We start from the raw sequence: 8,127 nt of genomic DNA, 5'->3' as shown, positions 1-8,127 counted from the left end.
ACTTATGCACATAGCATAAGTCTAAAACAAATATGTTTTTATTTTTTACACTGTCTACTTGACAGGGACCAGTTCAATTGATCAATGGAGTTAAAATTTGGCTGAAAACGACACCCCCGATACCTAAACCAGATAGCGCAAGACTCAATGCCAAACCGCGTTTTTTAACAAACCAATTATTCATCAGCATGCTGACAGGAATAATGGTTGTCGTTGTATATCCAAACCCTACAAGTAAAGATAAAAGATAAAAAACATAAATATTTTGAGCTAATCCAAAGCCCATATAAGCTAGGGCATAAACAATAACTGCAATAGAATAAATTAATCTGAAATTCCCGGTTGCTAATTTTTTAGAAATAAACGGCGATAGGAAGATTCCTACACCTAATACAAGTGAATTGCTGATTGCAAATTGACTATTACTAATACCAAACTCTTCTGTAACAGGTAATTGAAAAAGGTTCGCCACTGCTACCGAAGCTGGTCCCATCACTGCTAGTACGATAGCTGCGCCTAACACGACCCACCATCCATAAAATACTTTACTATTCTTCATTTTGCGTTCTCCTTTCAAAAGTCCTCTACCATCATTACATATTAAAAGTAAGGAAGTCATTTTTTTTTGAAAACTATTATGAAAACATGATTTTTGTACGTTTATGTTATTGCTTTCATTATACAAGTAAGAAATTAAGTGAAAAATAAACTGATATGAATTCGCATCAGTTTATTAATCGTTTATTTTAATAGATTAGTTTTAAGAAGTGGGAAGCTTTTGAAGAGTATGTTCAAGTAAATTAGTTAAGCAGGATTTTTTTCATCAGAATCAATAAATTGAAGATGTGTTGTTCTATTTTGGAATTGATTGATACGTTCATCTATAATTTGACCTCGTTCAACAATTAGAGCATCTTCTAAAATAACGTTAGGACGACCTTCAACTAAGTCATCGATATACTTATATGTTTCTTTTGAGATAGCACTTGAAGAAGAGCGATAAAAAATAGTAGGTGTATGATCAACTGCGTAATGAGTTACGTCATTAATTTGGTAAGTTGGGCGTTCTAAAGTAGTAGGAACAGTCGTTTCAATAGCACCATGCTCATCACAACTGATATCAATCAATAGTGTACCAGGTTTAAATCGTTTTAAATCAGTTTGATAAATTAGGTGATCGGTACGGGAAGTATCCCATAATATCGCATTGACGATCACGTCAAATTCGGTCATTTCTTTTTGGAAGAGTTTTTCTTGGTTTCGGTTATACATTCTAACGTCTGCACCTAACCCAATTAAAATCCGTTGTGCACCGCGTGCTGTATTACCACGCCCTAAAATAGCTACTTTTGTATCATAAGGCATAATCCCGTTTAATTGATAAGCATGCATAACAGCAGCTTCTCCAGCCAATTCATTATTGCGCCAGTAAGAATGGCGATTATCTTCATACATATCTTCCCAGGCATAAGCAGAAAGTTCATTAGCTATTAATATATTTGTTACTTTTTTGCTCTGTACAGCATGGACCCAACCGAATAGTGTTTGTCCTGGACGTAGATTTTTTATAAAAGTAGAGTCTCCAATTTTAGGATCACAGATAATATCTTGTTCCAAAGCAACATCTCTTGGAACAACCTGACAACCTAATGCAGCATACTCAGTATCAGAGATATTTAAATCACTTCCATAGCCTTCCTCAAAAAATAAAGCTTCTCTGTGATTTATCCGTGTAATGTCTTTAGGCAATAAAGCAATTCGCTTCTCACCAGTTTTGTGACTGTTGACAAATCCAATTGTTTTTAATTTTTTGTGGTGCATGTTCGTAACCTCCTAGTTGATTATGTACAGAATAACTGGACATGTTACCTTATTATCGCACTAATTGCAATCGGTTACAAACGTTGATGATGTAAGGCGTTGCAAAGGAACTAGAATTTTGAACGATTTGACATGCTGTGATTAATTTTTTAGTCAAATGAAAGTCTAGAATAGTGCTCGTTTAATCAATAAAACTGTTTTATTAGTTAAACGAGAACACTGCTTAATGTTCATTTGATTAGTATAGCTATTTTATTGATTAAATGAACTCTAACATAACCACTCATTTAATTAGTTTGGGAGAGTTTACTTCGTAATAAGTTGATTTGTAGCTCCCGTGAGCACTATAATAATGCCTGAAAACTCTTTGGATGCGCTATTCATCATATATTTTGTCACATCATTCATAAATGAGATGTTTTGTCATTGGAACTTCAGGAAATAGCACATGAAAATTTTCTACTGATCACTTAATGGCTTCCACAATTGTTTCTTTATAACCAAAACAAGAACAAATACGGTTTTTTCGTGTATCAATGTGTTCAAATGAAAAACAAAGAGGGCAGATAACACCTTTTTTGAGACGGGTGTAATTGTATTTCGGCAAATCTAGTGGACGATAGTTGGCAACATGTAATTGACTCAATTGTCTAGCGAGTCGTTTATCAGATTCCTTTATAGCAGAGTATTTCTTTTCAAGTGAATCAAATTCTCGCGCCAACTGATTTACAACAAATAAAATTCCACAAAAAGACTTTCAGAACCGCATGTTAAACGGTTCTGAAAGTCTTTTAGGTTAAGCGATATTTTGTTTTGCTGGATTTTTTGGCTTGGCACGTTTCTCTTGCATAACCATGGAATCATTGTAACCCCAAACATACGTAAGGGCAAAAGCCAAAAACAATGTAACTGCTGTGACAAAGACGGCATACCAAAAGTTTGCTGTGATTCCATTTGCAGGATCAATGAAAGAAGGCAATCCGATAACGGATCCAATAATACTCCACATATTGACTTGAAATAAACCTGTCAGAAATCCACCCACTGCACTCGCAATGCTGGCACACACAAATGGTCTGCGGAAACGTAAGTTGATTCCATAAATTGCTGGCTCAGTAATACCACAAAAAGCTGAAACTGCTCCCGCGTAACCCAGCTCCTTTAAGTCGAGTTTCTTCGATTTTACGGCTACCGCTAGTGCTGCTCCTCCTTGGGCAACGATAGTCATACTCACCATTGCTGACAAGTAACTGTACCCTAAAGTCGCAAAGTCGTTGACATAGATAGGAATAATTCCCCAATGTAAGCCGAAAACAACTAATATTTGGTAAAAACCATTAATGACGGCTCCAAAAATGGGGGCATTTAGGCTTAATAAGGCTTGTAGGCCATTTGCTAGACCAAACGAGAGCCAAGTAATAATGGGTCCTGTAACCAGGAAGGTTATTGAAGCCACGATTCCAATGATGAGAATGGGGACCAAAAGTGCTTGAATAAACGTTGGAACCCAGATTTTTAGCCAACCTTCTAATTTTTTTACCAACCAAGCAGCTAGTATCATAGGGAAAATAGAGTACGTATACGAGACATAAGGAAAATTAAAAGTTCCAATAGATAAGATGTTCATACCACTATTAGCCGCTTCAAGGACAGTAGGGTGAATAATGATTCCACCAATAACAGCCGTTAAAAGAGGATTTCCGCCTAATCGCTTGGCAGCATTAAAGCCGATAAGAATAGGTAGAAAGTAAAAGACGGCATCAGCCATTGCGCTAATGATTAAATAAGCATTTCCAGTATCAGATACTAGATTTGAAGCAGTCAATACAGCTAAGAGACTCTTTATGATTCCTGAAGCAGCAAGCAAATTGATGATGGGCATCACTGAACCGGTAATAATCCCAATCAGTTGATTTCCACTATGTTTAATTTTTTCAAAAGAGGTAAGGTTTTCAGAAGGAGGAGCTGCAGTTTCTGTTTGTTGTGATTGATTATCAGAGACATCTAGCTGAGAAACAACTTCTTTATAAATATCTTCGACTGCTGCACCGACGACTATTTGGTATTGGCCACCAGCGTTTACTACACCTAAGACGCCTTTTAAATGAGTTAGCTCTTCTTCATTTGCTTTGGTGTCATCTTTCAAATAAAAGCGGAGACGCGTCACACAATGGATGACGTTTGTAATGTTTTCTTCGCCACCAACTAACTGAATGATTGTAGTTGCTAAATCATGGTGTTCCTCTTTTCTATTGTTCATGATTGATGGTCTCCTTTCCTCAAATGGTATTTAAGTGTATCATCCCATAATCACGCTGATTCTGTCATTTAAAAAGCTTTTTTAGTCAAAAAAAACTTGAAGAAACTAAGAATTATCTTAGTTCCTTCAAGGCTTACGTTTTAATTGACCATTTAATTAGTGTAGTTAATATCTTGATCTTTTTCTAATTCGTAAACAAATAAGTCGGCGGAGTTTAAAGGCAATTCTTTCATAGATACTGCACATATTTGGCTATTCTCATACGTTTTATAGTAATAAGTTTGCTTTTTAATGCTTACACAAGAAGAATATTGAGTAATTTCATAAATTCCTTCTGGTGCCATAGCTCCACCTCTTGGTTGTGCTACAAAGTCTAAAATGTGGAAAAATTGAGAAACATTTGCATTTTCTGTTTTGTCTGCAACTGAATTTAAACGAGCATATGCTGCACGAACAAATCTTGATTGAGAAGAAAGATCGCCAGGAAGACCAATAGCTCCCATTCCTCGACTGTAGACATCTAAATCAACCTTAGAACTTAAGCGGTTTTCTGGGATTTCTGATGTAAGGTTTAAGTAATTACTCATATTGTATTTATGGTATGGAAAAGAAGGATTGTTGGCTAGTACGCCAAATTGATTGTCATATACTTGTAAACCTTCAGCTGTTGATTCGACAACAATTGAACTGTCTTTATCTGAGATCAACCAATGCAATGGCGATAACTGTAGTTTTTCGCTAAAAGAAATATTGATTAGATTAATATTTTTTAATAATGTTTTAGCTTCTTGGACAGTAGCACATTTGCCTAATAAGTAAGGGATAAATTCAAAAGGGGTAATATTTTTTTTTCCTTTTTGCTCATCATGGTAGACTGCAAAACCATCAAAGTTTAATCCGCCCATTCCAAGGCCTTTTTCATTAACTGCATCAAAATATAAAGGGTAATTATCTACTACCATAGCCATACCAATTAACGAATAGTGTGAAGTGAGCTCTTCTTCTTTGCGTAGCTTAAACGTGTAGTCTCTTGGTGTAACAACAACTTTATTATCTAAAGTATATTCTAAATCAAGGTTTCTTCCAAAATAAAACGTGTCATTCGTGTAAGATAAACCTGTGCACATAAAATAGCCCTCCTAATTTTTTTTAATACATGGTCATAGTACAATTAAACGATTATGAATACAAAGATTTGACTGTTTAACCTAATAAAAGTTAAAAAATTGCATTGCATCTTTAAGAACTAACCAAAAAACTCAGTTTTAATAAAATCAATCTTTCTGACTTTGTTAAAATCTGAGTTTTTATCATTTTATACGCTAGATAAGTCAGGTAAGAGAAAATACATAAGAATATGGTTGATACCCGTGAAAATTAATTGGAAGGAGACTGTCCAATAGAAAATAGCTACTGCTAATTGTGGGTCGAGCAAGGATTGGAACCCAAACCAAATCACTAGGATGTTCAGCACAATAGCCAACCACTTTATATTATGATTTAGTTTGAAAACAGCGATAGCATTTACAATGGCTAAAACAATCATCATGATAACAACAAAGTAAATCATTAAAGCCGCTCCTCTGGCAGGGTTTCTTAAAAAAAAGGCTACACCAAAGCCACTAAATAAAATACCTTCTGCTATACGAAACAATTTGTATTTAAGGACCTGTGTTAAAAAAATCCCATCAATGATAATGACAATTCCGATAAGTGTAAGTGCAATTCCGATAATCATTAGAAATAAAGAACCTTGGCGGATGGGATTTGACATAAACAGAAATCCTAAAAGCAATAAGAGAATACCTTGAATCAAAAATTTCATTCGTTCTTTTCTCATTTGTCCTTCTCCTCTCTCTTGATACGGCGAGTTTATAATTGTGCTTTAATAAAGTCAATTGATTGGATTAGGATTGCATGTGTCATTTAAATAAACAAGTAAGTAATTACGCTGTAAATAGCGAGGTAGAATGATGGTGAAAAAAGAAGAAAGCTATCATAATATAAAATATAAAAGAGTGCATACAGATTAGGAGGATAAGAATGATGAATGAACGAGTTGTTGATACATTTATTGAGTTAGTCAAGATTGATTCTGAAGCTAAAGATGAAGGGAAGTTTCAAGCGTTTCTTAAAGCGAAATTTGAAAGCCTCGGACTGGATGTTTACGAAGATGACACTATAGAAAAAACTGGGTTAGGAGCTAACAACCTGTTATGTACCTTGAAAGGTGAGCAAGATGTAGCACCAATATTTTTTTCAGCGCATGTAGATACTGTTGCACCTGGTAAAGGAATAAATCCGCAAATTCTAGGAGGCGTCATCTATTCTGATGGGACAACCATTCTAGCAGCAGACGATAAAGCAGGTATAGCAATCATGTTGGAATTGATTGAAGTGATCAGAGAAGAAGCCATTTCTCATGGAACAATTGAATTTGTTCTAACTCCAGGTGAAGAAATCGGACTGGTAGGAGCTAATGCTTTTGACATGACAAAGATGACAGCAAATTATGGTTTTGTGTTAGACAACGGAGGTCCAGTGGGTAGTATCACAATGGACAGTCCAACTTTAATGGGATTAAATGTTGAAGTCAATGGAGTTACAGCACATGCTGGGCTGGAACCAGAAAAAGGTATTTCAGCAATTGAAATTGCTGCAAAAGCCATTGCAGGCATGAAATTAGGTCGTTTAGATTCTCAGACAACCGCAAATATTGGGACAATTCATGGTGGGGTAGCAAGTAACATTGTAGCGGATAAAGTGAAAGTTGTGGCCGAAGCGCGTTCAATTTCTCAAACGAAATGCCAAGAGCAGATTAACCATATGATCGAACAATTCGAAATTGCTAGTATCGATTTAGGCGGGGAAGTTAACTTTTCAACCGATACTAAGTCTGTTGGGTATCATTTTGAGGAAGAAGATGAATTAGTTAAACAAGCTGCACAAGCTATTTCAAAAGTGGGGCGTTCTGTTGCTTATGATAGTAGTGGGGGTGGTAGTGATGCTAATGTTTTTAATGCTAATGGGAAAAAAGCTTTAAATTTGTCAATCGGATATGGAAAGATTCATACAACGCATGAATACTTGCCAATCAACGAATTAATGAAAGCAGTTGAACTATCCTGTGAATTAGTAAAACAAATTCATTAAGCTTACTCTTTAAAGAAAAGAGGCTAAAAAAAGTGACTAAATTGATAAAACAGACACCTATTGTTGCAGTGGCAATTGCTCTGATTGGGATTAGTATCAATATGTTTTTAGCACCCCATCATATTGCAGCAGGAGGGGTAAGCGGGATTGGGATTTTGATTGAACAAGTTTTCGGGATTGATCGGGCGGTTGTTGTATTAGTATTAAATGGTTTTATGTTGATTATTACCTTTTTCTTTTTAGGACGACCTTACTTTATTCGGACAGTAATTGGTAGTATTATGTTGCCTATCTCTCTGGCTGTAGTACCTGAGATAATGGTCACGTCTGATCAGTTATTATCAGTGATTTTCGGAAGTGCAATTTTTGCCACAGGTGTAGCTATATTGTATAAAATTGGAGCCTCAAGCGGAGGAACAACCATTCCACCGTTGATTTTTCAAAAGTATTTTGGATTGAATACTTCTATTGGATTGTTAGCGACAGATGCAGTTATTGTTATTTTTAATTTATTTGTTTTTGGTGTGGAAGAGCTTTTATTGGCGATTCTTTCTTTAGTCATTACCTCAATCGTGATGACGTATATTGAAACTGGTTTGAAACGAAAAACAGCCGTTTTGATTATGAGTGAACAGTCTATCGATAATATTAAAGAAAAATTACTGAAGAATATTAGCCGCGGAATTACGGTATTTTCTGTTTCAGGTGGGTATACAGGAAGAGAAAAAGATATGTTAATGATTGTTGTAAGTAGTCAAGAGTACTCAGCCGTGATAAAGCTGGTTGATAAAATTGATAAAGATGCTTTTGTCATTGCTTACAATGTTTCAGAAGTTCACGGATTAGGCTTTACTTATTTGCCAATGGGTTAAAAAGTAAAAAATAGGAGTGAT

8 protein-coding genes are annotated in these 8,127 nt (G+C 35.5%); 2 read left to right on the top strand and 6 right to left on the bottom strand.

Annotated elements, in window-relative coordinates:
• Positions 1-73: 73 nt before the first annotated feature.
• From ABS911_RS07855 to ABS911_RS07830, 6 genes are all read right to left on the bottom strand, one after another.
• Positions 74-559 carry an MFS transporter gene (locus ABS911_RS07855; protein ID WP_350467129.1) on the bottom strand — a complete coding sequence of 162 codons (486 nt, stop codon included), beginning with the start codon at positions 557-559 and terminating at the stop codon, positions 74-76.
• A gap of 245 nt (positions 560-804) precedes the next feature.
• Complete coding sequence (locus ABS911_RS07850) at positions 805-1,821, bottom strand: N(5)-(carboxyethyl)ornithine synthase (RefSeq protein ID WP_350467128.1); 1,017 nt, start codon at positions 1,819-1,821, stop codon at positions 805-807.
• Between the two features lie 466 nt (positions 1,822-2,287).
• Positions 2,288-2,542, bottom strand: coding sequence for a hypothetical protein (locus ABS911_RS07845; protein WP_350467127.1), 255 nt, complete (start codon positions 2,540-2,542; stop codon positions 2,288-2,290).
• A 75-nt stretch (positions 2,543-2,617) separates the two neighbouring features.
• Positions 2,618-4,081: a PTS transporter subunit EIIC gene (locus tag ABS911_RS07840; protein WP_350467126.1), complete on the bottom strand. Its 1,464-nt coding sequence runs from the start codon at positions 4,079-4,081 to the stop codon at positions 2,618-2,620.
• Positions 4,082-4,233: 152 nt separating this feature from the next.
• A complete protein-coding gene (gene bsh, locus ABS911_RS07835; RefSeq protein ID WP_350467125.1) occupies positions 4,234-5,208 on the bottom strand; it encodes a choloylglycine hydrolase in 975 nt (324 codons plus the stop codon).
• A 188-nt stretch (positions 5,209-5,396) separates the two neighbouring features.
• The gene (locus ABS911_RS07830; protein ID WP_350467124.1) at positions 5,397-5,921 is read right to left on the bottom strand and encodes a DUF308 domain-containing protein; all 525 of its coding nucleotides are present in this window, start codon (positions 5,919-5,921) and stop codon (positions 5,397-5,399) included.
• A gap of 203 nt (positions 5,922-6,124) precedes the next feature.
• Here ABS911_RS07830 and ABS911_RS07825 point away from each other — a divergent pair, with 203 nt between their 5' ends.
• A complete protein-coding gene (locus tag ABS911_RS07825) occupies positions 6,125-7,234 on the top strand; it encodes a M20/M25/M40 family metallo-hydrolase (RefSeq protein WP_350467123.1) in 1,110 nt (369 codons plus the stop codon).
• A gap of 32 nt (positions 7,235-7,266) precedes the next feature.
• Entirely contained in the window at positions 7,267-8,106 is an 840-nt protein-coding gene (locus ABS911_RS07820) for a YitT family protein (protein ID WP_350467122.1), read from the top strand.
• Positions 8,107-8,127: the final 21 nt, after the last annotated feature.

This window comes from Carnobacterium sp. (genome assembly GCF_040274425.1).
Note: the sequence above shows the minus strand (reverse complement) of the source record. Positions and strands in the feature narration are given on the sequence as shown.